This window comes from Candidatus Accumulibacter sp. ACC005 (genome assembly GCF_907163215.1).
Taxonomy (GTDB): domain Bacteria; phylum Pseudomonadota; class Gammaproteobacteria; order Burkholderiales; family Rhodocyclaceae; genus Accumulibacter; species Accumulibacter regalis.
Genome location: NZ_CAJQUB010000005.1, coordinates 60,636 through 83,972, shown reverse-complemented (window position 1 = coordinate 83,972; position 23,337 = coordinate 60,636). Strand labels below are relative to the sequence as shown.

Annotated in this window: 21 protein-coding genes; 3 read left to right on the top strand and 18 right to left on the bottom strand. The window is 60.6% G+C overall.

Going from position 1 to position 23,337, the window contains the following annotated elements; genetic code table 11:
• Positions 1–7 precede the first annotated feature (7 nt).
• The 9 genes from QZ613_RS05500 to QZ613_RS05460 form a co-directional block, all read right to left on the bottom strand.
• Positions 8–340 carry a DUF4115 domain-containing protein gene (locus QZ613_RS05500; RefSeq protein WP_291981744.1) on the bottom strand — a complete coding sequence of 111 codons (333 nt, stop codon included), beginning with the start codon at positions 338–340 and terminating at the stop codon, positions 8–10.
• A 179-nt stretch (positions 341–519) separates the two neighbouring features.
• A complete protein-coding gene (locus QZ613_RS05495; RefSeq protein WP_291981742.1) occupies positions 520–948 on the bottom strand; it encodes a helix-turn-helix transcriptional regulator in 429 nt (142 codons plus the stop codon).
• Positions 949–1,017: 69 nt separating this feature from the next.
• Complete coding sequence (gene pilW / locus QZ613_RS05490; RefSeq protein WP_043568730.1) at positions 1,018–1,830, bottom strand: type IV pilus biogenesis/stability protein PilW; 813 nt, start codon at positions 1,828–1,830, stop codon at positions 1,018–1,020.
• A complete protein-coding gene (gene rlmN, locus QZ613_RS05485; RefSeq protein ID WP_043568728.1) occupies positions 1,827–2,942 on the bottom strand; it encodes a 23S rRNA (adenine(2503)-C(2))-methyltransferase RlmN in 1,116 nt (371 codons plus the stop codon). Before rlmN ends, pilW begins: the two co-directional genes overlap by 4 nt.
• A 22-nt stretch (positions 2,943–2,964) precedes the next feature.
• The gene (gene ndk / locus QZ613_RS05480) at positions 2,965–3,393 is read right to left on the bottom strand and encodes a nucleoside-diphosphate kinase (RefSeq protein ID WP_043568726.1); all 429 of its coding nucleotides are present in this window, start codon (positions 3,391–3,393) and stop codon (positions 2,965–2,967) included.
• Positions 3,394–3,742: 349 nt separating this feature from the next.
• A complete protein-coding gene (locus QZ613_RS05475) occupies positions 3,743–4,756 on the bottom strand; it encodes a TRAP transporter substrate-binding protein (protein ID WP_291981740.1) in 1,014 nt (337 codons plus the stop codon).
• A gap of 291 nt (positions 4,757–5,047) precedes the next feature.
• Positions 5,048–6,331, bottom strand: a complete 1,284-nt coding sequence (locus QZ613_RS05470; protein ID WP_043568721.1) for a TRAP transporter large permease subunit — start codon at positions 6,329–6,331, stop codon at positions 5,048–5,050.
• Positions 6,328–7,032, bottom strand: a complete 705-nt coding sequence (locus QZ613_RS05465; RefSeq protein ID WP_291863967.1) for a TRAP transporter small permease — start codon at positions 7,030–7,032, stop codon at positions 6,328–6,330. The genes QZ613_RS05470 and QZ613_RS05465 overlap by 4 nt, the downstream gene beginning before the upstream one ends.
• A 79-nt stretch (positions 7,033–7,111) precedes the next feature.
• On the bottom strand, positions 7,112–8,125 hold the full coding sequence (locus QZ613_RS05460; protein WP_043568719.1) for a TRAP transporter substrate-binding protein: 1,014 nt from the start codon (positions 8,123–8,125) through the stop codon (positions 7,112–7,114).
• A 300-nt stretch (positions 8,126–8,425) separates the two neighbouring features.
• Here QZ613_RS05460 and QZ613_RS05455 point away from each other — a divergent pair, with 300 nt between their 5' ends.
• Entirely contained in the window at positions 8,426–10,420 is a 1,995-nt protein-coding gene (locus tag QZ613_RS05455) for an ATP-binding protein (RefSeq protein ID WP_291863970.1), read from the top strand.
• On the top strand, positions 10,417–11,016 hold the full coding sequence (locus tag QZ613_RS05450) for a response regulator (RefSeq protein WP_043568717.1): 600 nt from the start codon (positions 10,417–10,419) through the stop codon (positions 11,014–11,016). The genes QZ613_RS05455 and QZ613_RS05450 overlap by 4 nt, the downstream gene beginning before the upstream one ends.
• Before the next feature lie 12 nt (positions 11,017–11,028).
• Here QZ613_RS05450 and tilS read toward each other — a convergent pair whose 3' ends face one another.
• The 6 genes from tilS to QZ613_RS05420 form a co-directional block, all read right to left on the bottom strand.
• The gene (gene tilS / locus QZ613_RS05445; protein WP_291863972.1) at positions 11,029–12,462 is read right to left on the bottom strand and encodes a tRNA lysidine(34) synthetase TilS; all 1,434 of its coding nucleotides are present in this window, start codon (positions 12,460–12,462) and stop codon (positions 11,029–11,031) included.
• On the bottom strand, positions 12,431–13,399 hold the full coding sequence (locus QZ613_RS05440; RefSeq protein ID WP_043568715.1) for an acetyl-CoA carboxylase carboxyltransferase subunit alpha: 969 nt from the start codon (positions 13,397–13,399) through the stop codon (positions 12,431–12,433). The genes tilS and QZ613_RS05440 overlap by 32 nt, the downstream gene beginning before the upstream one ends.
• Positions 13,400–13,499: 100 nt before the next feature.
• Positions 13,500–14,117 carry a DNA-3-methyladenine glycosylase gene (locus tag QZ613_RS05435; RefSeq protein WP_043568937.1) on the bottom strand — a complete coding sequence of 206 codons (618 nt, stop codon included), beginning with the start codon at positions 14,115–14,117 and terminating at the stop codon, positions 13,500–13,502.
• Between the two features lie 232 nt (positions 14,118–14,349).
• Positions 14,350–15,960, bottom strand: a complete 1,611-nt coding sequence (locus QZ613_RS05430; protein ID WP_043568712.1) for a TRAP transporter large permease subunit — start codon at positions 15,958–15,960, stop codon at positions 14,350–14,352.
• An 18-nt stretch (positions 15,961–15,978) separates the two neighbouring features.
• A complete protein-coding gene (locus tag QZ613_RS05425; protein WP_324593294.1) occupies positions 15,979–16,674 on the bottom strand; it encodes a TRAP transporter small permease subunit in 696 nt (231 codons plus the stop codon).
• A 165-nt stretch (positions 16,675–16,839) separates the two neighbouring features.
• On the bottom strand, positions 16,840–17,829 hold the full coding sequence (locus QZ613_RS05420) for a TRAP transporter substrate-binding protein (protein WP_291863981.1): 990 nt from the start codon (positions 17,827–17,829) through the stop codon (positions 16,840–16,842).
• Positions 17,830–17,924: 95 nt separating this feature from the next.
• Between QZ613_RS05420 and QZ613_RS05415 the strand changes: the two genes are divergently transcribed.
• Positions 17,925–18,911, top strand: a complete 987-nt coding sequence (locus tag QZ613_RS05415; protein ID WP_291981738.1) for an IS5 family transposase — start codon at positions 17,925–17,927, stop codon at positions 18,909–18,911.
• Positions 18,912–19,849: 938 nt separating this feature from the next.
• Here the strand turns inward: QZ613_RS05415 and QZ613_RS05410 are convergent.
• The 3 genes from QZ613_RS05410 to QZ613_RS05400 are packed head-to-tail and all read right to left on the bottom strand — an operon-like array spanning position 19,850 to position 22,827.
• On the bottom strand, positions 19,850–20,635 hold the full coding sequence (locus QZ613_RS05410; RefSeq protein ID WP_043568694.1) for a transposase: 786 nt from the start codon (positions 20,633–20,635) through the stop codon (positions 19,850–19,852).
• Between the two features lie 23 nt (positions 20,636–20,658).
• The gene (locus QZ613_RS05405) at positions 20,659–22,146 is read right to left on the bottom strand and encodes an inorganic phosphate transporter (RefSeq protein ID WP_043568693.1); all 1,488 of its coding nucleotides are present in this window, start codon (positions 22,144–22,146) and stop codon (positions 20,659–20,661) included.
• A 21-nt stretch (positions 22,147–22,167) separates the two neighbouring features.
• Positions 22,168–22,827: a DUF47 family protein gene (locus tag QZ613_RS05400; RefSeq protein ID WP_043568692.1), complete on the bottom strand. Its 660-nt coding sequence runs from the start codon at positions 22,825–22,827 to the stop codon at positions 22,168–22,170.
• Positions 22,828–23,337: the final 510 nt, after the last annotated feature.

Sequence of the window (23,337 nt, the reverse complement as noted above, 5' to 3'; positions counted from 1 at the left end):
CAGATCGTCATTTGACCGAGAGCCGCGCCACGCCCTTGGTGGTGTGCGGTTCGAGATCGACAGGCTTGCCTTTGTACTCCACCGTCACGTACCTGGCGTTGCCGAGGACCAGCGAAAACGGCGGCTGCCCCTTGATTTCCTGCTGACTGTTCGCCGGCTTGACGCCGAAAGCGACGACCTCGCCCGCCGCGTCACGCACCTCTACCCACGCTGCCTGGGTGAAACTGAGCTTGAGGACGTCCGCCGCCTTGGCTTCCTTCTTGGCTTCCGCTGTCGTCTCCAGCGTGGCCGCTGACGTGCCCTCCTGCTTGCCGTCGGGCTTCGCGGCAGCGGGCGCCACAACAACGGGTGCCGGCCCAGCAGGTGCCGTCGCGCTCGGCACGAGGGGAGCTGTCAGCTTCGCCGCAGCACTCCCTTCGGTCGGGGCAACTGTGCCAACCACCGTCACCGGTGCAGCGGGCGTCGCGGCAGGCTCGCTCACAACTGTCCTGCCCCTCGGCAGCGGTTTGCGAGGACTCGCTACCCGTGAGCGCCGCCAACTGCTCTTGCCAGAAGTTCTGCGGAACATAGAAATACGCCAGCAGTGCCAGGACCAGCAGCACCAGCCCCCCGATGACCTGCCAGATAGTCACGTCTTTCAGCCTGGTTGCTGGCCTGCGGCAGGTGCGAACTGGTTCCCGCGGACGCCTCCAGTTGCAGGGTCCGCTGCATGCGTGTCGCATCGAGCGCGCGCATCAGCGCATCTGCGTCCAGATTGAGCACTCGCGCGTAATTGCGGACGAAACCGCGAATCATCGTGTTGCCGGGCAACGATGCCCAGTCCTCGCTCTCGATCGCCGCCACCTGCCTGGGCGCCAGTTTCAGGGACTGGGCCGCCTCGGCCAGGGTAATATTTCTGGCTTCGCGCGCAGAACGCAGTTGTTGACCGACGCCACCGGCGTCAGCCAACAACTCCCGGGAGGAATTCACTGCCGGCAAACTCGGCCTCGCTACTATTGGAAAACACAGATTGTTCACTCATTCGAAGTTGCCTTTCAGCAGTTCCTGAGCCTCGGGTGAAAGCGGGAATTTTCGCTTCAACTGGGCGCTATAGCGGGCTTCAGCCAGGCGATCGCCCCGCTTCCGCTCCACCCGCACGACCAACCAGAGCGCCTCGGCATTTGGCTCCGCCTTGCGCAGCAGATCCGAAAGCTGCTGACTGGCAAGCTCCAGCTGACCGCGGCGGTAATTGATTTCTGCGAGCTGCAGCAACGCCTGCGCATTGTTCGGCCGGATCAGCAGGCTGTGCTGCACGAAACCCTCGGCGGCATCCAGATCGCCGAGCTTCACCTGACAGGCGCCCGCATTCAGATAGGCCCGATCCGGCGTCTCGTACAAGGCGTTCTTCATCGCTCGTTGCAGGTACGGCATCGCTTCCCTCTCCCTGCCAACCTGACAGAGAAACCAGCCATAGTTATTGTTCAGCTCGGGATCGTTCGGGTCAAGATTCAGGGCCTGTTGAAAGTCCCGGTCGGCAAGCGCCATCTCGCGGATATTGTAGAGCACCAGTCCGCGCGCACCATGGGCCGGCGCGTAGTCCGGATCGACGACGATAGCCATGGTCAGCTCTTCGAGTGCCACCGAATAGTTCTGCTTCTGCAGATAGAGCGAGCCCAACTCGGTATGCAGTTTGGCACGCGTGCGCTTGTCGCGCGGCGGCGTCGGACGTCGCGAGTCCGGCTCCTCCTCAGCCGCCTTCTGCGTCGTCGTGGCTGGCGAAGACGAGAAGAGTCCCGACGAACAGGCACTCACACTCAACAAGGCGATGAGCCCGAGGACGGCTCGCCTCATCCACAAGCCTCCTGACGCTGTTGGTGGACAACGAAGCTGCGCCGTGCCGTGCGCTGCGTGCGGTCGAGAACCTGTCCGGCGAGCTGACCGCAGGCGGCATCGATGTCGTCACCGCGCGTTTTGCGCGTCGTGGTCACCACGCCCGAGGCCATCAGAAGCTCGGCGAAACGGCGTATCCGCGGCGCTGGCGAGCGGCGATAGGACGTACCCGGAAACGGGTTGAAGGGGATCAGGTTGAACTTGCAGGAGACGTCCCGGGTCAGCGCCAGCACCTCGCGGGCGTGCGCTTCGGAGTCGTTGATGCCGTCCAGCATCACATACTCGAAGGTGACGAAATCACGCGGCGCCTTTTCCAGGTAACGTCGGCATGCCGCCATCAGTTCTTGCAAGGGGTATTTCCGGTTGATCGGCACCAACTCATCGCGCAAGCGGTCATTCGGCGCATGCAGGGACACCGCCAGGGCCACTGGACACTCGTCGCGCAAACGGTCCATCGCCGGTACCAGGCCCGAGGTGGAAACCGTGACCCGGCGGCGCGACAGGCCATAGGCATTATCGTCGAGGAGCAGACGCAAGGCCATGACGGTATTGTCGAGGTTGGCCAGCGGCTCACCCATGCCCATCAGCACAACGTTGCTGACCACCCGCTCGACACCTGCTGCTGCCGGCTGGTAAGCGCCAAGCGCATGGCGCACCTGCCACAGCTGACCGACGATCTCCGCCACCGTCAGGTTGCGGTTGAAACCCTGCTTGCCGGTAGAACAGAACGAACAATCGAGCGCACAGCCGGCCTGCGTCGAGACACACAGCGTGCCGCGGTCGTCCTCGGGAATGAACACCGCCTCGACGGCGTTACCGCCGCCCACGTCGAAGAGAAACTTGCGCGTACCGTCTTCGGCGAGGCGGTCGGCAACCACCGTCGGAGGTGCCACCAAGGCCAGCGTCTTGAGCTTCTCGCGCAGGCTTCGGGCGATGTCGCTCATGGCGTCAAAATCAGCCTGCCCGAAACGATGCATCCAGCGCAGCACCTGCCGGGCACGAAAAGGCTTTTCGCCGTGCCCGGAGAAGAAGGCCGTCAGGCCAGCGGCATCAAGATCGAGCAGATTGATCATCTTGCCAGCAGCGGAGCGCGACCTAGCGGCCCGAATAGACGGACATCGCCGGGAAGAAGAAGGCGATTTCGTTCTTCGCCGTCTCTTCGCCATCGGAACCATGCACGGCGTTGGCGTCGATGGATTCGGCGAAATCGGCACGAATCGTTCCTGCCTCGGCCTTCTTCGGGTCGGTTGCGCCCATCAGCTCGCGATTCTTGGCAATCGCGCTCTCGCCTTCGAGCACTTGCACCATCACCGGTCCGGAGATCATGAACGCGACCAGATCCTTGAAGAACGGACGCTCCTTATGGACCGCGTAGAAGGCGCCCGCCTCCTGGGGTGACAGCCAGGCCATCTTGGCGGCAATTACCGTCAAGCCATTGGTTTCAAAGCGGGAGTAGATCTTGCCGATCACGTTCTTGGCGACGGCGTCTGGCTTGATGATGGAAAGAGTACGTTCGATGCCCATGAATGATTCTCCAAACGGAAATAGGTCAATAAAAACAACAGCAAATCATATCGCTAGAAACACAACCTCGCATTATACCAACACCCGGGTCCAAATCCGAACTGGCGGGAAACGAAAAGCCGGGCACGGGCACCCCTTTACCGCCCGCTCCCGCCCGCGCAGCGAGGCGATGTGCGCGACGTTCGTGCAGCGTCTTCCGCAGGCGGAGAATGATGGCAGCCTTCGCGCCAGGGTGACCATGAAAGGGGAAGCAAGACGAGGCACGGCCGACCACCGCGCTCAGCGCGGTGACGCCCGGCCGGGCGGGGAATACCGACGAGCCAGGTTCCGACCTCCTCCGACGCTTGCTCTAGAGCTTCGCCGGATCGAAACCGGTCTCCCGGTAAACCGACCGCAGAAGGTCGTCGCCGATACGCGACGCCATCTCCTTGTGCACTGGAACGAGAACCTTCTTGAACGCACGGCGCTGCTCCGGCGTGGGCACGTGGATCTCGATCTTGCCGCTCCTGCGCAGCGCTTCGAGATCGCTGTCGTTCTTTTCCTTGGCGATCCTGTTGGTGTAGTCGGTAGCCTCCTTCATCGCCATTTCGAGCTGGCCTCGAATGTCCGTCGGTAAGGCCTCCCAGAATTTCTTGTCAACGATCACCGCGTAACCCAGGTAACCGTGCTCGGTCAGCGTCAGGTGCGACTGGACCTCGAACATCTTCTGCGTGTAAAGGTTGGAAATCGGGTTTTCCGTGCCATCGACAATGCCCATCTTCAAGGCTTGGTAGACTTCCGAAAACGCCATCACGCGCGGGATAGCATTAAGCGCCAGCATTTGCGCTTCGAGCACTTTGGACGGCTGAATGCGCATCTTCTTGCCCTTCAGCTCATCGGGCATGTGGATCGGCGTGTTTGCTGAAAAGGACTTGAAGCCGTTATCCCAGTAGGCCAGCCCCCTTATCCCCTTCGGCTCCAGCCTCCGGAAGAGACTCTTGCCGATCGGCCCCAATGTTACCTTATGCAACTCTTCATAGCTGTCGAAGATGTACGGCAGGTCGTAGATCTCGAACTCCCTGACCCCCAGCAGGCCAAACTTGGCCAGCGACGGCGCCACCACCTGAACGGCACCGAGTTGCAGCGCTTCGAGTTCCTCCTTGTCCTTGTACAGCGTCGAGTTGGGGTAGACCTCGACCTTGACTTGGCCTTTGGTCAGCTCTGCGGCCCGCTTGGCAAAGAACGCCGCGCCCAGGCCCTTCGGCGTATCCTCAGCCACGACGTGGCTGAACTTGATAACGATCGGGCTTTCCGCCTGCGCCGGAAAGGGCGCCGCCGAGAGCAAGCAAGCGAGCAACCGAAACAGCAGATCGCGAAATGTCATGTCGTCCCTCCGTTCCAGAAGCGGTCCCGCAATCGGGCTATTACCTTGCTGGCGACGTCAACATGACAAAAAGCAGGGGCGCTGAGTATTGTGGAAATCCGCCATCCGCCTTGGCCACGCGTGCCCACGATTTGCGCAGCGCGACGACCATCGCCGACCAGCGATCCACACCCCTTGCGAGCGCCAGCAACCACCGCGAGGTCGATGACAAGGAGCACCATCAAGAAAATGGCGCGCGTACAGATTGCCTGTACGCGCGCCCGCACCCGACGTCGAGTGCCGTTGCCTCACTTACATCATGCCCAGCCTCGTCGGCAACCAGGTCGAGATGATCGGCACATAGGTGATCAGCACAAGGAAAGCCAGCATCGACAACAGCCATGGCCAGACCGCGATGGTCAGCTCGGTAATGCCCATCTTGGTGATCCCCGAAGCAACGTAGAGGTTGAGGCCGACCGGCGGATGACACATGCCCACTTCCATGTTGACCACCATCAAAATCCCGAAGTGCACCGGATCAATTCCCAGCTTCATCGCGACCGGGAAAAGGATCGGCGCAAAGATCAGCACGATCGACGACGGCTCCATGAAGTTGCCCGCCAGCAACAGGATCACGTTGACCGCCAGAAGGAAGGCGATCACGCCCAGACCGTGACCCAACATCCAGTCAGCGAGGGTTTGCGGGATGTTCTCGTTGGTCATGATGAACGAGAAGAGCACGGCGTTGGTGATAATGTAGAGCAGCATCGCCGACATATTGGCCGAGTTGAGCAAGACCCGCGGCACGTCACTCAGCGAAAGATCCTTGTAGACAAAGACGGCGACTATGAAGGCATAAACCGCGCTCATCGCCGCCGCCTCGGTCGGCGTGAACATGCCGCTGTAGATACCGCCCATGACGATGACGATCAACAGCAGACCCCAGGCTGACTCGCGGAACGCCTTCAGGCGCTCGGCGAAAGATGCCCTGGCCATGCGCGGGTAGTTGTTGCTCCTCGCCCGATACCAGGTCACGCCACCGAGGACCATGGCCAGAGCGATACCCGGAATCACGCCGGCCATGAACAGAGCGCCAACCGAGGTGTTGGTGGCGACCGAATACATGACCATGACGATCGACGGGGGAATCAGAATGCCCAATGCCCCGGACGTGGTGATGACGCCGGCACCGAATCTCTTCGGGAAACCAGCCTTGACCATGGCTGGCATCAGAATCGAGCCGATGGCCACGACGGTCGCCGGCGACGAGCCAGAGACAGCCGCGAACAGCGCGCAGGCGAGAACGCCGGCCAGACCGAGACCGCCGAACCAATGTCCGACCATGCTCGTCGCGAAACGGATCATTCGTCGCGCCACCCCGCCATGGGTCAAGAAGTTACCGGCCAGGATAAAGAACGGAATGGCCATGATCTCGAACTTTTCGATCCCGGTGAACAGCTTGAGAGCGACGGCTTCCAAGGGCACTTGCGTAAATAGGAACAGGAAGCTGAGCACCGTCAGGCCGAGCGAAATCGAGATCGGCATGCCGGTCAGCATCAGGCACAGGAGAATCGTGAAAATGATGATGGCGTTCATGGTTTCTGGTCTCCGTTGCCCGAGCGATCGTCCGAATGCCGCTTCTCGTGAGTCCGCTCATGGGGATGCAGCTTGCCTTCCACGGCAAGGGTCTGCACCTCCTCCGGAATCTCTTCTTCTTCGAGGCCGTCAACATGGCCGTGGTCGTGGTGTGGCAGCTCGCCGGTCTTGAGGAAACTCACTGCGACCTGCAGAAAGCGGAAACACATCAGCGACGAACCCAGAGGAATGGCACTGTATACAACCCAGGTGGGCCACTCGAGATCGGGCGTCGTCGGCCCCGAGAACATGTCCGCGGTGTCCATGCCGAGAAACTGAAAAATCGCGTAGTGGGCACCGTTGTCCCACACGAACGCCGCCCCGAGGGAGCCGACCACGCCGGTAAACAGCGCGCCGGACAACATCCCGAAGACAATGAACTTGCTGCGGCTTCCTTCGCTCAAGCTGTTGATCAGCACATCCACACCCACGTGGATACCGGTGCGTACACCGTAGGCCGCGCCGAACTTGGCCATCCACACGAACATGATGATGCACAGTTCCTGGGCCCAGCCGAAGTTCAGCGAGAGCAGCCAGTCCTGCACGATCGGAATCTGGTAACCAGCCGCGTAGCGATGCGCGACCGAAAGAAAGATGATCGTCGTTGCCGCCCCCATGAGAAAGGTGATCAGCCATTCCTCCAGGTGATCAAGTATTTTCACTCGCAAGTCCCCCGACTGCCTGAAAAAAACCCGCTGGACCAGGCGTCCCAACGGGCTATCCCTCCAGTATCCGCGTCGCCTAGAGCTTGCTAGGATCGAAGCCTGTTTCCTTGTAGACCGACTGCAGAAGGTCCTTTCCAATGCGTGAGGCCATCTCTTCGTGCACCGGCAGAAGCGCCTTCTTGAAGGCTTTGCGCTGTTCGGGTGTCGGTACGTGCACCGCCGTCTTGCCGCTCTTTTTGACCGCCTCCAGATCCTTGTCGTTCTGCTCCTTGGCGACCTTGTTGGCGTACTCGGTTGCATCCTTCATGGCTGTTTCGAGCTGCGCGCGAACATCCGCCGGCAGGCCATCCCAGAACTTCTTGTTGACGATCACGGCGTAACCCAGGTAACCGTGATCGGTAATCGCCAAATGCTTCTGAACTTCAAAGAACTTCTGCGTAAAGAGGTTCGACATCGGGTTCTCGGTCCCATCGACAACGCCGGTCTGCAGCGCCTGATAGACTTCGGAGAAGGCCATCACCTGAGGAATCGCCTTCAGTGCACGCATCTGCGCTTCGAGCACCTTGGACGACTGAATACGCATCTTCTTGCCCTTCAGGTCCTCCGGCATCAGGATTGGCGTGTTCGCCGAAAACGACTTGAAGCCGTTGTCCCAGAACGCCAGGCCGGTCACACCCTTTGGCTCCAGCTTGGCGAGCAGACCCTTCCCGATCGCACCCTGCGTCACCTTATGCAGATCGGCGTAGTTGTCGAAGATGTACGGCAAGTCGAAGACTTCGAATTCCTTGACGCCAAGCGGCCCGAACTTGGCAAGTGACGGCGCAAGCATCTGCACGGCGCCAAGTTGCAGCGCTTCAAGTTCCTCCTTGTCCTTGTACAAGGTCGAGTTGCCATACACCTCGACCTTGACCTTGCCCTTGGTCAGTTCGCTGGCGCGCTTGGCGAAGAATTCTGCGCTCAACCCCTTGGGCGTATCGTTGGCCACGACGTGGCTGAATTTGATAACGATCGGTCCTTCGGCCAAGGCCGCCAGCGGCATCGCCGAGAGGGCGCAAGCGAGCATTCCGAACAGCAAATTTGAAACTTTCATGGTCTCTCCTTCATGTGCAAAACGTTTCGTTAACAAAATTATTAGCCGGTTGCGAGGGCGCATATTACAGAGACTGCTGGCGGCGAACATTGTGGAAATCCACAGCGCGCGGCAGCGAGGAAGGACGGCGCTTGCGAGCCGCCATTCAGGGTATGGCCATACCCTTCGGGAAGCTGCGATCGACACCGCGACAAGCGGGATCTCGGTCGCCAACGCAGCCCCTGCGGGGCGTACGGTCTGCCCCGGATGCCGGGATTTATGCACACCCCGCGGGCGATAACTTGCGTAAGATGAAGCGCCATGAAAGACGCCCCCCTCCTGCACCAGAATGCGCTGCCCCGGCCGGCGTCGCTGAACTGGTCGCAGTGGTATCTCTCGATTCTGAAAGGGGCGGTGGGTCTGCTTCTCATCCTGCTCATCGCCCTGCTCTGGCTGCTACGCCAGAACGACATCGACGAGCAGCGCTCGACCCTTATCGCCGACGTCCTCTGGCTCGAGCAAAGCGTCCGTTTTCACCTTGAGGGGAATTCCGAACAGCTACGGCAACTGGCCCTCGATCTGACCCGGACAACCGATCCAGACGCGCTCTTCATTCTGCGTGCACGACACATCCTCAAGAACAACTCTGAACTCCTGCAACTGCTCTGGCTTGATGCCGCTGCCAAAGCCGTGCACGGCATGCCAACGCGAAGCCTGCCACGACACGGCAAGGACGCTTCGGGCCAGGACCCGGTCAATCGCTCGATCGAACTCGCCCAGCTTGGCAAGCCAACCTACAGCGATGCCTACTGGGTCGACGACGTCGCGCAGTTCGAAGTCTACGTACCCATCTTCGACGAAGGCGAGCATCGCGGCACACTACTCGCCGTCTACTCGCTGCCTCGCCTGCTCAAGCAGCAGGTTCCCTGGTGGTTCGCTGCAAAGTATCAAGTACGCGTTCTCGACGCCAACGGCAATCTCCTGGCCAGCAAGTCGAAGATCGATGCCGCCTCGACAACGCTCAGCTACCCGGTGATTTTCGACCCTCCGGGTTTCGGCATGGTGCTGCAGGTGACCGCTTATCGTGCTGCCGGCAATCTTGCGCAAACGCTGATCGCCGCGCTGATCGTAGTTCTTGCAGCAGCCGTTTTCTGGAGTTTGTGGGCTGTACGCGGTTTGATCCAGAGGCGGATCGACGCCGAACAGGCGCTGCGCTCGGAGTACGCCTTCCGCAAGGCGATGGAAGACTCGTTGATGGTTGGCATGCGCGCGCGCGACATGGAAGGCCGGGTAAGTTACGTCAACCCGGCTTTCCTGCAGATGGTCGGCTTCAGTGCCGACGAGCTAATCGGCCTGGCGCCACCAATGCCCTACTGGGCACCAGAAGAAATGGAAAGAACGCTGCAACTGCATAACGACGTTCGCGAAGGCAAGGCCCCGCACGAGGGGTTCGAAATCCGCTTGATGCACAAGAATGGCAGCCGCTTCGACGCCCTCGTCTACGAAGCGCCTCTGATTGACGCGGACGGCGAGCAAACGGGCTGGATGGCGTCGATCATCGACGTCACCGCCCGCAAACACGCCGAGGAACTCGCCCAGCAACAGCAGGAGAAACTGCAGGTCACGGCACGGCTGGTGACCATGGGCGAAATGGCTTCGACCCTGGCGCACGAACTCAATCAGCCGCTGGCAGCGATCACCAGCTACAACACTGGCTGCCTGAACAAGCTGGAGTCAGGCAACTTCAGCGCTGAACAGCTCAAGGAAGCACTCGAAAAGCTCGCCGTCCAGGCGCAACGTGCCGGCCACATCATCCGGCGGGTACACGACTTCGTGCGCAAGAGTGAACCCAAGCGAGTGCCCTGCGACCTCGCCGAAGTGATCGATGACAGCATCGGCTTCATCGAAGGAGCAGCCAAGGCACGCGGCGTGCGTATCGTCCGCGAGATTCAGGGCATGCGCCCCGAACTCCTGGCCGACCCCGTGATGCTCGAACAGGTGCTGCTCAATTTGATGCGCAACGGCATCGAAGCGATGCGCCACACGCCATCCGAGCAGCGCCGGCTGACCGTCAAGCTCAGCCAGCTCGACAGACAGCAAATGGAGATCCGGGTCGTCGATCGCGGTCCCGGCATTCCACCCGAGGTCGAAGAAAAGCTATTCACCCCCCTTTTCTCGACCAAGGCCGAGGGCATGGGCATGGGCCTGAACATCTGCCGCTCGATCATCGAGGTCCACCACGGCCGCCTGTGGGTTGAAGCCAACCCGGATGGCGGCTCGATTTTCATCATCACCCTTCCGATTGTCCAGCAATGACCCCACATGCCTACCTCGTCGACGACGACGACGCCATCCGTGACTCACTCGGCTGGCTGCTCGAGTCACGCGGTGTTCCCTGCCGGAGCTACCCCTCGGCTGAAGACTTCCTGGCCGCGTGGGAACCCACGCTTGCTGGCTGCATTCTCCTCGACATCCGCATGGACGGGATGAGTGGCCCCGAGCTTTTTGACGTCTTGTGCGAGCGTGGCAGCACGCTGCCGGTGATCTTTCTGACCGGCCACGGCGACGTGCCAATGGCCGTCTCTGCCCTCAAGCAAGGCGCTTTCGACTTCGTCGAAAAGCCCTGCAACGACAACGAGCTGGTCAATCGCGTCATTGAGGCCCTGCAGCTCGATGAACACCAGCGCCTCGCCGCCTCCGATGCCGTTTCGGTCAGCAGCTTGACGAGCCGACTCACGACGCGCGAAAAGCAGGTCATGGAACTGGTTCTCGCCGGCACCCTCAACAAGGTGATCGCCGACGAACTGCAGATCAGCATGCGCACGGTCGAAGTACATCGCGCCAATCTGTTCGAGAAAATGGGGGTGCGGACGGCCGTCGAGCTCGCGCAGCTGCTGGCCGGCAAGCGCTGAGCAGAACAACGATCATGGCGTGGTAGTGCCGGCAGCCTGCTTCCCCAACCGGGCGTAGCCAGCAAGCGGACGACCGTCACCTGTCTCCCACAGCAGCTCGACACCCTGCTCACCTGGGGCGCAGGCGAAGGCGGCATCAACGCCAAGCCCGCCAACCCACGCCAGTCGCTCGCCACACCACAGCAGTGGCAAGCGAGCCCGCTCCCAGGGGGGTACGGCAGCTTCCTGCAAGAGGTTGCGCAAGGTCCTTGCCGGCCGCCGTGCGTCAGGCCGCAAGCGCTCACCGCCTTGCCTGACCCGGAGAAAAACCCGAGCACCGGCAAGCATGCGGCGAGTGATGCCTTTTCCCGTGCGCTCAACAAAGCGCACCCGGCCCTCGCCCCACGGCAACGCCGACTCGCCATTCCAGCTCAGCGCAAGACTTGCAGCGGCCGGGCGCTGAGCCAAGGCGTACAACTCGCCGCGATAGACATGCACCTCGCCGTCCGCGGTCGCGATACAGGTCTGCGCGGCGGCCCCTGCCGTCTTCAACTGCCGTAGCGCCTCATCAAGCCAGCGTGCGTCGGGGGCACGAAAACCATTCGCCCGCAACTCCGAGCGCAACAGGTTACGCGCCCGCGCCGGGGACAGTGCGTTGAAACGCGCCACATCGATGCGCCCGCCATCACCCGCCATAGTCGCCCGATCGGCCTTCGCCAACTCCTCGACAAGCTCTGCCGCCTCGGCGAAATGGCGCGCGGCACGCGCAAGCGCCCGAACCGCGCCGGGAAAATGCCCCTCAAGGCGCGGCATGACTTCGCGCCGCAGGTGGTTGCGGCGATAGTGAGAATCGGCGTTGCTCTCGTCCTCGACCCAGGCCAGAGAATGCGTCTCCGCATAGCGCATGATCTGCGACCGCGACACGTCGAGCAGCGGGCGAATCAGACGTGGCCCGCCGGGCTGAGGCCGCTCGGCGGGCATGCCGGCAGCACCGGCAACGCCCGCCCCACGCAGCAACCGGAAGAGAACCGTCTCGGCCTGGTCGTCACGATGATGCGCCAGCGCCAACCAGTCGGCAGGAGACGCAGAAAACGCCGCATGACGCAGGCGCCGTGCCGCCGCCTCCAGTCCCTCGGCGCTGGTACGCGGCACTTCGACGCGCGTAATTTCGAGCGGTACGGCGTGGTCGCGACAGAAGTCGCGACAGAAGCCAGACCAGGCATCGGCGTTGCTGCTCAGACCGTGATGAACGTGGGTCGCCGAGAGATCGATCGACAATCCGGAGCGACGCAGGCAGTCGAGCGCGTGCAGCAGGACAACCGAGTCGACTCCACCGGAAAACCCGACGCACAGGCGGGCCCCAGGCAGCAGTCGCGCCTCCAGAAACGCCGAAAGCGTGTGCAGAATCGGCGCTGCAGCTTCCTCCTGGCTTGCCTCAGCGGCGTGTCGGTTCTTTGACCCGGCCATAGGCCATCAAGCGCTCAAGGCGCGTCTTGAGCAAATCGCGTGTAGGCACCGACGCCAGTTTGTGCAAGGCATCCTGCAAGGCCTCCTTGAGGCTTCTCCCCATCGCCTGATGAGCGCGATGCGCACCACCGGTCGGTTCTTCGACGATGCTGTCGATCAAACCCAGCGCCTGCAGGCGGGGAGCAGTGATGCCCATGATTTCTGCCGCCGTGCTTGCCTTTTCGGCGCTCTTCCAGAGAATCGTCGCGCACCCCTCGGGAGAAATCACCGAGTAGGTCGAGTACTGCAGCATCTGCACGACGTCGCCGACCCCGATGGCCAGCGCACCGCCCGAGCCACCTTCCCCAATGACTGTGACGATGATCGGCACTTTCAGCTCGGCCATCACGTAGAGATTGCGGCCGATCGCCTCGGACTGTCCGCGCTCTTCAGCGTCGATACCCGGGTAGGCGCCAGGCGTATCGATGAAGGTCAATACCGGGATACGAAACTTCTCGGCCAGTCGCATCAGGCGCAATGCCTTGCGATAACCTTCCGGACGCGGCATGCCGAAGTTGCGGAAGATCTTCTCCTTGGTGTCACGCCCCTTCTGGTGACCAATCACCATCACCGGCTCACCGTTGAAGCGGGCCAACCCGCCGACGATCGCATGGTCGTCAGCAAAGGCGCGATCGCCGTGCAGTTCCTCGAAGTCGGTGAAGATCAGCGAAAGATAATCCAGCGTGTAAGGGCGTTGCGGGTGGCGTGCCACCTGCGACACCTGCCAGGCCGATAGTTTGGCGTAGGTATCCTTGGTCAGGGCCTGGCTCTTCTTCTCCAGGCGGCCGATTTCGTCCGAGATATCGACCGCCGAATCGTCCTGCGCAAAGCGCAGGGCTTCAATCTTGCCTTCGAGATCGGCGATCGGTTGTTCGAAGTCGAGGAAACTGGTTTTCATCAGGCCCAACCGTATCTGTAAGCATGCTGGTTTTCAATAACCCGTTATTCTACCGGAAACACCGTGCCGGGCTTTGCTCCAAACAAGGAACTCGGCAAACTCAGTACTCGACGGGCAACGGGTCGAGGCTGCGCCAAAGGTACCAGGTCGCCACCGAACGCCAGGGACGCCAGCGTTCACCTTGCTCCAACAGGAAACGACGCCCGGGGCGCTCGCCATGGCAGTAGTGCAGGGCCACCGCCTTCTGCAGGCCAATGTCGTCGAGCGGGAAGATATCGGGACGCAGCTGATTGAAGATCAGGAACATTTCCGCCGTCCACACGCCGACGCCGCGCACCGCGGTCAACTCGCCAATGATCTCGGCATCACTCAGCGACGACCAGTGCTGCACCTGAATCTGGCCATCGTCGAAATGGCGCGCGAGGTCAAGCACGTATTCGACCTTGCGTGCCGACAGACCGCAAGCACGCAGGGTTTCAGGTCCGCTCTCCAGAACGCCGGCAGGCGTGACCTCGGGCACAGCCGCCAAGCAGCGCGCCCAGACGCTGTCGGCTGCTTTCACGGAGATCTGCTGGCCGACGATCGAACGGACGAGCGTCGCGAAGGGGTCCCCGCGTGACGCCAGCGCGGTCCCCGAAAAACGCTCGACAAGGGTGGCCAGGACGGGATCGCAGAGCGCCAGGGCGGCCGACGCTTGCTGCCAATAGGGGGGAGTCATGCGCAGATTGTACCCATGGCGGCCACCAGAGCGGAGCCGCACGAGCGAGCCACTGTACGGCTGGCCCACTGCCGCCACGCAAACCGAGGGCGGCCACCAGCGACAAGTCTCGTGGCAAGCCGCCGCAAAAAGGATACCGCCGCTGACCTCCCGGGAGATCAGCGGCGGACGGATGCTGCATTTGGACGCTGCGAGCTTTTGCCTGCGCCCCGATGCTACTTTGCTGACTTGCCTACTTGATGACCAGTTCCGGTCCCATCAGGGCGTAAGGCAACGCCGTCGACAGCCACGGCACATAGGTCACGATGATCAAGAAGATCATCAGGACGCCGACAAAGGGCATCGCCGCCTTCACCACGGTCGCCAGGCTCATGTTGGTAATACCGGAGGTGACGAAGAGGTTCAGCCCGATCGGCGGCGTAATCATGCCGATCTCCATGTTGACGACCATGATGATGCCCAGGTGGATCGGATCAACTCCCAGTTCCATGGCAATCGGAAAGACCACCGGCGCGACGATCACCAGCAGACCCGAGGGCTCCATGAACTGACCCCCGATGAGCAACAGAATGTTGACCGCGATGAGGAAGGTGAACCACGTGAAACCCGCCTGCAGCATCCATTCGGTGATGTCCTGCGGAATGCGTTCCGCCGACAGTGTATGCGCAAACAACATGGCGTTGGCGATGATGAACATCAACATCACCGTGGTCCGCGTCGCGTGCAGGATCGTCGCCCGCGACTCGGTGCCAAACAGCGCCGGGAAAAAGTTCTTGGCCAGCACGACCAGGTTCCGACGCCAGATCCCGAGGCCACCCACGAAGCACTGCTGGACGGATCCATGCTCACGTCCAGCCTTGAACAGGTAGCCCACGAAAATGGCGAGCGACATTCCCAGCCCCCAGTACGCGCGGATCTTTCCGGTGGCTTCCATTCCGTCGGTGGCAAAGAAAGACAGGATCATCCAGACCATGAAGAATGACACGGCGTAGACACCGGCGTTGAAACCGATGCGCGCGGCATGGCTGTCCGTGGACGCAACCCAGGGCGTTTCCTTCAGAGGCCCCATGTCACGGTAGACAAACAACGCGACGAGGATCGAGTATACAGCGGCGACGACAGCGGCTTCGGTCGGCGTAAACACACCGCCATAGATGCCGCCCATGATGATCACCACCAGAAAAAGGCCCCAGCCCGCTTCCTTCGCACCCTCCAGGATCGCGCCGAAACCACGCCATTCCTCGCTTGGCAAACCCTTGATCCGGGCGACAACGTAGATCGCCAACATCAGCATCAGACCCGCCAACAATCCGGGAATGACGCCAGCCAGGAACATCCGTCCGACAGAAACGTCTGTGGCAGCCGCGTAGACCACCATCACGATCGACGGCGGAATCAGAATACCCAGCGTACCGGCGTTGCAGATGATGCCCGCCGCGAACTCCTTCGAATAGCCCACCTGACGCATGCCGGCGATGGCGATCGTACCGATCGCCACCACGGTTGCAGGAGATGACCCCGACAGCGCCGCAAACATCATGCAGGCCAGGACCGATGCCATGGCCAGGCCACCCTGGAAATGGCCGACGCTGGCGATGGCGAAGTTGATCAGTCGCTTCGCCACCCCCCCTGTGGACATGAACGCCGAGGCCAGGATGAAGAAGGGAATCGCCAGCAGCGTGTAGTTCTGCCCGGCGCCAAAAAGCTGAATGGCCACCGACGACAGCGAGTCATGCGAAAAGAAAGCAACGAAAAGAATCGACGACAGTCCCAGGGCAACGCCCACCGGGACGCCGATAAAGAGCAGCGCAAGCACCATCGCAAAAAGAAAGAGAGAGTTCATCCTAGGATCCTTAGTCGTTTAGTCTTTCAAGATGTGCTTGTTCTCTTCGACCATGTCTTCTGCTTCATGGCCGCTGATGAGAAGTTTACGGCGACCGGTTGCGATATCGACAAAAGCCTGAAAGGACCGGAAGGCCATCAGCGCCAGGCCCAGCGGCAGAATCAGCAACAGCAGCCAGCGATGGATCCGCGACTGGATACCAAAGGCGTCCTGTATGAATCCCGGATAATGAAGCTCTTCCGAGCCAATGCCAATCTTGTACATTTTCAGCCAGTAGTCGATGGCGCCGCCCTTGGTATCGACGCCGAGCAATGCAACCCAGGACGAATCGAGCAATACCAGGCCATAAAGCATGCAACACGCTGCGCCGAACAATGACAGTGCTTTGGTCATCGGTGCGGGCACGGCCTTGATGATGATGTCGACTCCCAGGTGCAGGCTGGTTCTCAGGCCATAACCCATACCCAGAAGGATCAGCCAGGAAAACATTGTCGTATTGAATTCCAGCGCCGCGGACCAGCCGGTATTGAATCCGTAGCGGGCAATCACCTGGAAGAAAGAGACCGCCATAATCGAGGTGATCACCAAAACAAGAAGTGACTCCTCTGCGCTGGCCATCGCTTTCGGAAACTTTTTTTCGAGCGCCCAGAGGATCACCAAGAAAATAACTAAGATACCGTGGAACCAGTAAGCTCCCATGGCAAACACCCCCACTCATGTTCCAAGAAAATAACCATCAGTCGAAACGATTCGAGCCTGCTCGACACTGCCGCGCCGAGCGAATAACCCGGTGAAACCAGCGCTGCGATTGACGACGATTGTTATCGCGGGCTCAACGAAAAGGGCCAGATTGAGACTGGCCCTTTTCGATCTGGCGAGTTATGAGCCGGCCGCAGCCTTGATTGTGTCTGCACCAATCTCTTTCTCGAACTTCTTCCACACCGGCGTCATAGCCTCCACCCACTTCTTGCGTTGCTCGGGAGTCAGCTTGTTGACCTTTCCGCCGGCCTTGATGATGTTCTCGCGGTTGGCCGCTTCGTCCGCCTTGACTTGCTGGTTGGTTTCGTTGGAGACCTCGTCGACGATCTTCAGGAACTGGTCGCGAACAGCCGGTTTCAGGCTGTTGAGCCATTCCGCGGAAGTCATCAACATATAAGCCAGCAGCTGATGGTTGGTTTCCGTCGTGCTGTTCTGAACCTCGAAGAACTTCTGCGTATAGATGTTCGACCAAGTGTTTTCCTGACCGTCGACAACACCGGTCTGCAGCGCGCCATAGACTTCGGCGAAGGCCATTGGCTGTGGCGAGGCACCCATCGCTTCGATCATCGCCTTGGCCACGTCAGAGGTCTGCACGCGGAACTTCATGCCTTTGGCATCGGTGGGCGCGATCAGCGGCTTGTTCGCCGAGAAATACTTCATTCCCGACATCCAGTAACCGAGACCGACGAAGCCGACACCTTCCATCGACTTGAGAAGCTTCTTGCCCTCGGGCGAGTTGGTGAAGCGGATCGCCTGGTCAATATCAACAAAGATGAAGGGCAGATCGAAGACGCCAAGTTTCGGGGTGTAGGACCCGAACTTCGACAGCGAAGGGGCCAGCAACTGCACGTCGCCGACCAGCAGCGCCTCCAGCTCCTTGCTGTCGCCGAACAAGGTGCTGTTGGGATATACCTCGATGCACAGCTTGCCCTTCATTTCCTTGTTGACACGTTCTGCCAGGCGGTTGGACGCGACCACCTTGGGATGCGTCGATCCACCCGTCACGTGGCTGAGTTTGGCAACAACTTCACCCTTTTCACATTTCGCCAATGCCGACGTGGCGGCAAAAGCCATGGCAAGGGCTGTCAGGGCGACGCTGATCTTCTTCATATGCTTCATGCGATCTCCTCCTAAGGAAACGCTGATTTAATCGCCGTATATACCTATGGTATAATTAGCCGATCAATCCTGCGCGAGCCACCCCGATGAAGCAGATCAGTTTTTCCCAGGCCGAGTTTCAACGTAAGAAGCGACGGACGCGACGCGAGGTGTTTCTTGACGAGATGGAACGGGTCATGCCGTGGGCAGAAGTGTTCGCGGTGGTCGAACCGCATTACCCGAAGGGCGAGCGAGGCCGACCGCCGGTCGGGCTGGAGCGGATGCTGCGAATGTACTTCGTACAGCAGTGGAACGGTTTCTCGGACGAAGGCGTTGAAGACGCCATCACCGACAGTCAGGCGCTACAGAAATTCGTCGGAATCGACCTCTCCAGAGAGGCTGCTCCGGATTCGACCACCGTGCTGCAGTTCCGGCACCTGCTGGAGCAGCATGGTCTGACGAAGAAGCTGTTCGACGTGGTCAACGGGACGCTGGGCGCTGCGGGCCTGATGATGCGCGAAGGCACCATCGTCGACGCCACGATCATCGCCGCCCCGCCATCGGTCAAGAACAAAGCGAATGCCCGTGATCCCGACATGCACCAGACCAAGAAAGGCAACCAGTGGTACTTCGGCATGAAGGCCCATATTGGCGTCGATGCCGAGAGCGGGCTGGTGCACACCGTCGTCGGCACCGCGGCAAACGAGGCGGACGTGACGCAGACCAAGCATTTGCTGCACGGCGAAGAGAAGGACGTCTTCCTGGATGCGGGCTATATCGGCGCCGACAAACGAGAAGAACTGAAGGACCGGGACGTCAACTGGCAGATCGCCATGAAACGCGGCAAGCTCAAAGCCGTCTCGGAAGAGAGCGGGTTTGGTCAGCTACTGCGCAAACTGGAATCGCTGAAAGCCAGCATCCGGTCCAAGGTCGAGCATCCTTTCCATATCGTGAAGAACCTCTTCCACTACAAGAAAGTGCGCTACAAGGGGCTGGAAAAGAACACCGCACAACTGCACACGCTGTTCGCTTTGGCCAATCTGATGATTGCGAAGCGAAAGCTATTGGCGCTTAGCAGCCAAGTTGCGTCTTGAATCGGACGAAAGGCCCGGGAGTGGGCCGAAAAGGGTAGAAAACCGCGGAATTTCGGGCTGTTTGACAAAAATCGCGGCGGGATGCAAAAAAAAAAACCGCTGCCGCGCGGCTAGGTAACGCATCGGCAGCTAATTGATCAGCGCTTCCCTAAGGAAAGTTACTGCGTGTGAATGTCTCGTTCTTCACTACCACAAGCGCTGGTGCCTGCGGCGCAAAGGATAATCAGTTCGCTGGCGCGAAGGCAAGCACCGGCGGCCTGCAAATCCTCACTCGACGCCGGCTGTGGCGCTCAGCCCGCCGGCAAGCAGCTTTTACACCGCTCTCGAAAGCGTCGCCGCATGCCCTTGCCGGCGGCTGCCCGCAAGGGAAGGAAGAGCTTCCTCGACAAGGCAGATGTGCTTGGCCCCCTGTGTTTCCTTGAAGATTCTGACCGAACAGCGTGGCCACAGCCATTGTGGATTTCCGCAGGACAGGCGCGTTGCCGGACGCGGCTGCAAGCATGCGTTTTGCTTAAGCTCGTTCCGCCATCCCCGGCGTGCCCGCCGCCCCGCCGCCCCGCCGGCGACTGGCTGGCGCCCCTGCGCCCGCGCGGTGGAGGACAATTAAGGATGCGCCCCGGCACACAGCGACGCAGCACCTGCGGCAGGTGAACTCTCTACTGCTCACCCGACGGCAGCTAGTCCTGCATGGCCATCGGTTCCTTGTCGGAATAGCGCAGCCGTAACGCCAGCGCCTTGGCAAGCGCTTAGCTTCCGTCACCAGCAGGGCGTGGTCGACCGTTTAGGCGATCGCAAAATAGGTCATCACCCGGCCAGCAAACCGAGGATGGTCGCAAGACAAGTCCGTGTCCTTAGCAAGCGACGATCGATCGCCAGCAGGCACTACGGCAACGCCGAAGAACGCTCCCCGGGAAACGCAAAAAACATGCTCTTGGTGATCACCACAGCCAGTTGACACGTGCTCTTGACCCGGTCGCGACAGCGTTCGGCGAAATCGCCTGCGCCCGCATTTCTGCCAGATCACGCAAGGAGGCGTCAGGCCTGGCATTGGACAAGCAGAACCTGAGCGTCTCGCCATCCATCTCCCTGCACACGAGGAGGTGCCAGCAGCAAGCTGAAGGCGATTTTCCGTCCCAGACCCAGACTCGCCCGGTCAGATAATCGGCCCGCAGCTTGCACCTGCCCTCCCCTGCATCCGCGATCAACAGCCGGCGCCATTGCGCCGCCGGTTGAACGGACGTCCAGGCGATCAGCGACGTGGGTGCTGCGCTGGTGCGCAAGCGCAGCGACGCGCGCACCATCGGCAAGCGGGCAGCCGCAACGGCCAGCGTCGGATCGTCGAGATAGACGGCGTGATCCGGATGCCGCTCGAGCAGAAAGGTTTCGCCTTCGCTAGCCAACGCATGCGGAAGCCACGGCAGGTGGCCGTAACCGCCAGCGACAGAAACGAAAGAGAAGGGCAAACCGTTCTGCCGCGAGCGCCGCACCAGCTGCCGGGCGGTTTCACGTTGGCGCCTGCGCTCCGGCGACTCGTCCGGCGCTTCAGGCACGTCGTAGCGGTACCCTTCGTGACTCCAGGCGACCGGCGCGCACCACTCCGGGGACAGCAGCGAGGTCACGCCGTCGCGCGCAAGCACGGCAAGCCCCGCCAGTGCTGGCTTATTCCCGACCGCCGTCTGCCGATTGACTGGCGTGACGGCAGGCACCACGGCAAGACCGCTCATTTTCTCTTGTCCGCCAACGCCATCTACTTCATTTTGGCAACGTAGGCATCCATCACCAGGTCGAGGTCCTTCTGGATTTCCTTGTTGTACGGCTTGTTGAGGACGGTTTTTTCCTTGAGCTTCCACTCCGGCGTCTGGTTGGCAAGGGCCTCGATCAGTTGCCAGCGGTAGGTGAAGGTCTTGCCGCTCAGCGTGCGCAAGGCGTCCAGGCGCTCCGCTTCAATCACGTTCAGTTTTTCCAGGACCTTGAATTTGGCCGGATCGACGGTGATTTCTTCGACCAGCGAGTCGTCGACAAGCTGCAGCACGGTCTTCGCGTCGAGATCTGGCAACGCCTTGTCGATGGCGCTCTTCAGCTGGCCCGAGGTCGGGAAGCTCTTGCCAATCACGTCGGCAAGCGCCTTGGCGTCCTCGGCATCGCCGCGATGGACGAGTACGTCTTTGGCCAGACGATACTGCGAAGGGTTGTAGACCGTCTGCCCGAAAACGTTCTGCAGAAAGAAGAGGAAAACGTAGCAAACCAGCGCCGCCACGAGCGGCGTCTGAACCCAGGCCACGACGATACGCCCGACGACGCTCCACTTGATGTTGCGAGCGTTCTTGATCAGCCCGATGCCGATGACGCCACCGACGACCGCCTGCGAACTCGATACCGGCACCAGAGGAATCGTCGGCAAACCTATCGACGCCAAGGCATATTCCAGGCCTTCCGACGCGAAGAGGAAGAGCACCAGGGAGGTGGCGATGATCACCACAAAGGCGCCGACCGGCGTCAGCGGGGCAATTGACGTTCCCACGGTTAACATCACCCTCTTGGCATAGCTGAAGACGCCCACCGAAATTGCCAGGCCACCGAGCAGAAACAACTGCTGCAGGCCGGAGAACTCGAACACGCCGGCGTGGAAATCCTGGAACGGATTGGCGCCAATGAAGACGCCCATCACGTTGGCGATGTTGTTGGCGCCCAGCGAGTAGGAGCCCAGCGCGCCGGCGATGACCAGGCCGATGCGGGTCAAGGCATCGAGACGGATGATGTGAATGCGCGATTTCTCGAGCAGCTTCATCACCCCTTTGTAAATGAAGTAGCTGAAGAAGCCGGTGAGCACCGGGCTGGCAATCCAGGTGGCGCAAATGGTCTTGAAGACGCTGTAGTCGGTGACCGAACCGGTGAACAGGTTCCAGCCGATGATCGCTCCGACGACCGCCTGGGTCGTCGACACCGGCAGACCGACGATGGTCATCCAGGCGACGACCGCGGCAGCGGAAAAGGCGACCATGAAGGCGCCACCCAACGCGTTGATCGACCCGAGTTTCGACAAGGTGTGCGCCGCACCCGCGCCACTGACGATTGCACCGAGAATCACGCCAATCGTCAGGATGATCGCCGCGGTGGTGAACTTGACCATTCGCGAAGCGACCGCTGTGCCGAAGACGTTGGCAGCATCGTTCGCTCCCAGCGACCAGCCCAGGAACAAGCCGCTGGACAGATAGAGGAATATCGTAGGATCCATAGTCTGGGTGTCTCCCTGGTCTTAGTCCAAACGCTTGATGGTGTAGATCGCCAGCCAGTCGGCGACGTCCTCGGCTTCGTCTGCAATATGGTCGATTTGGTCAACAAAGCGGCGCAGGTGCAACTTTTCGGCCAGTGGCAGGGAAGAAGCGAAGATGGCGCGCTTCAGCTTGTCCGATTGGCCGTCCGCTTCTTTTTCGTAGAACATCACCTTGTGCAGGTGGTCGCGAACCGACTGGATGTCCCGCAGGAAAGCCCGGGACGCCATCACCGCAGTCTCGACGGCCATGCCGACGCTTTCGGCCAGTTTCCGGAGGTCAGCATGCAGCTCCTGCGGAAAAGCGGGCCTTTCGATGTCGAGCGAGCCCATCGTGTCTTCCATGACATTGAGTAGGCCGTCCAGGTCCTCCAGCAGACTCAACACGTCGCCGCGAAAGTCGGGGATCAACGCCAGGGTATAGAGTTCATGCTCGACCTGCCGCCGCAACTCGTCGCCTTTATGCTCCAGGTCGTTGATTTGCTTGAGCTTGGCGGCCATGTCGCCATTCCCTGCCGACTCCAGGTACGCGTTCAGACCGGAGCGGAACGAGATGCCGCCTTGGGAAACGGTATCCAGAAATGAGTCGAAGTGCGTTTCCACTTCTTTGGTGGTGTGAAAAAGACGCAGCTTGCTCTTGTCCATTACTTTCTCCTTTGGCGAGAGGGGAAATGCTCGCGTTAAAAATTAGGCCGCCAGGCGGCTTCGTTGCCTGATGCTCCAGGTCATCTTTCCGATCAACGCCGAGCGCGAAAAGCGAAGGGCGAATGGTTCGCCGCCCGACCACTGCGTTACCGCAGTTCCCGAGAGTGCTGTTCAATGGCCAGCGAACCGGCTGCCTTGATTCTTTCCCTGGCGGATCGCCCGCTCGCGCCTTTATCGGCAGACTCCCGGGCCGGGCGCGAACAAACGCGGCAGAGCGTTTCTCGCAGAGCCTTAACGCACATATCGTGCCAGGCACCAACGTTCTCTCGGTTTTCGAACCCAATCAGACACCTGGCGGCCGACGACCGCGCCAGGAAAAGCGCATTCCGGGGTGTAACAAAAAAGCAGGCGCATCGCCGGGGAAGGCTAATAAGAATGGCGATTAGTCAATCAATTCCGTCCGCTTCAGGGTTCTCGCGCGCTTTGCCCAAAGTGGCAAAGTGTTACACC

Excerpts from the sequence above, each read along its gene's own strand:
- pilW (WP_043568730.1), bottom strand. The coding sequence starts at position 1,830 with ATGAGGCGAGCCGTCCTCGGGCTCATCGCCTTGTTGAGTGTGAGTGCC.
- rlmN (WP_043568728.1), bottom strand. The coding sequence starts at position 2,942 with ATGATCAATCTGCTCGATCTTGATGCCGCTGGCCTGACGGCCTTCTTC.
- ndk (WP_043568726.1), bottom strand. The coding sequence starts at position 3,393 with ATGGGCATCGAACGTACTCTTTCCATCATCAAGCCAGACGCCGTCGCC.
- QZ613_RS05475 (WP_291981740.1), bottom strand. The coding sequence starts at position 4,756 with ATGACATTTCGCGATCTGCTGTTTCGGTTGCTCGCTTGCTTGCTCTCG.
- QZ613_RS05470 (WP_043568721.1), bottom strand. The coding sequence starts at position 6,331 with ATGAACGCCATCATCATTTTCACGATTCTCCTGTGCCTGATGCTGACC.
- QZ613_RS05460 (WP_043568719.1), bottom strand. The coding sequence starts at position 8,125 with ATGAAAGTTTCAAATTTGCTGTTCGGAATGCTCGCTTGCGCCCTCTCG.
- QZ613_RS05455 (WP_291863970.1), top strand. The coding sequence starts at position 8,426 with ATGAAAGACGCCCCCCTCCTGCACCAGAATGCGCTGCCCCGGCCGGCG.
- QZ613_RS05450 (WP_043568717.1), top strand. The coding sequence starts at position 10,417 with ATGACCCCACATGCCTACCTCGTCGACGACGACGACGCCATCCGTGAC.
- tilS (WP_291863972.1), bottom strand. The coding sequence starts at position 12,462 with ATGGCCGGGTCAAAGAACCGACACGCCGCTGAGGCAAGCCAGGAGGAA.
- QZ613_RS05440 (WP_043568715.1), bottom strand. The coding sequence starts at position 13,399 with ATGAAAACCAGTTTCCTCGACTTCGAACAACCGATCGCCGATCTCGAA.
- QZ613_RS05435 (WP_043568937.1), bottom strand. The coding sequence starts at position 14,117 with ATGACTCCCCCCTATTGGCAGCAAGCGTCGGCCGCCCTGGCGCTCTGC.
- QZ613_RS05430 (WP_043568712.1), bottom strand. The coding sequence starts at position 15,960 with ATGAACTCTCTCTTTCTTTTTGCGATGGTGCTTGCGCTGCTCTTTATC.
- QZ613_RS05420 (WP_291863981.1), bottom strand. The coding sequence starts at position 17,829 with ATGAAGAAGATCAGCGTCGCCCTGACAGCCCTTGCCATGGCTTTTGCC.
- QZ613_RS05415 (WP_291981738.1), top strand. The coding sequence starts at position 17,925 with ATGAAGCAGATCAGTTTTTCCCAGGCCGAGTTTCAACGTAAGAAGCGA.
- QZ613_RS05410 (WP_043568694.1), bottom strand. The coding sequence starts at position 20,635 with ATGAGCGGTCTTGCCGTGGTGCCTGCCGTCACGCCAGTCAATCGGCAG.
- QZ613_RS05405 (WP_043568693.1), bottom strand. The coding sequence starts at position 22,146 with ATGGATCCTACGATATTCCTCTATCTGTCCAGCGGCTTGTTCCTGGGC.
- QZ613_RS05400 (WP_043568692.1), bottom strand. The coding sequence starts at position 22,827 with ATGGACAAGAGCAAGCTGCGTCTTTTTCACACCACCAAAGAAGTGGAA.